General features: G+C 53.1%; 1 protein-coding gene. It reads right to left on the bottom strand.

The window, feature by feature from the left end; genetic code table 11:
* The coding region (locus HMPREF2888_RS03765; protein WP_141744816.1) for an IS3 family transposase at window positions 1-343 on the bottom strand (343 nt) is incomplete at both ends.

The raw sequence follows: 343 nt of genomic DNA on the forward strand, positions 1-343 counted from the left end.
GTACACAAAGCCTTTCTTCGTGCGCACATACGTAATGTCGGCCACCCACAGCTTATTTGGACCCTGAGCTTTGAATTCACGCTCGACCAAGTCCGGGCGCAGATCAGGCACGTTAGCTCTTCGGGTTGTGATAGGTGATCTGCCTTTGCCTTTGCCAGAAATACCGGCCAGGCGCATCAACCGAGTGGTTTGTTCACGCCCGATATCAATTCCTTCACGGCGAAGAGCATGCCACATTTTCCGCACCCCGTAAACACCGTAATTATCCTGATGAACAGCCCTAATGCGTTCAATCAGCACAGCATCGCGAAGGCGACGAGCACTTAATCCACGGGCCTTGGAC

This window comes from Corynebacterium sp. HMSC077D03 (assembly GCF_001808545.1).
GTDB lineage: Bacteria > Actinomycetota > Actinomycetes > Mycobacteriales > Mycobacteriaceae > Corynebacterium > Corynebacterium simulans.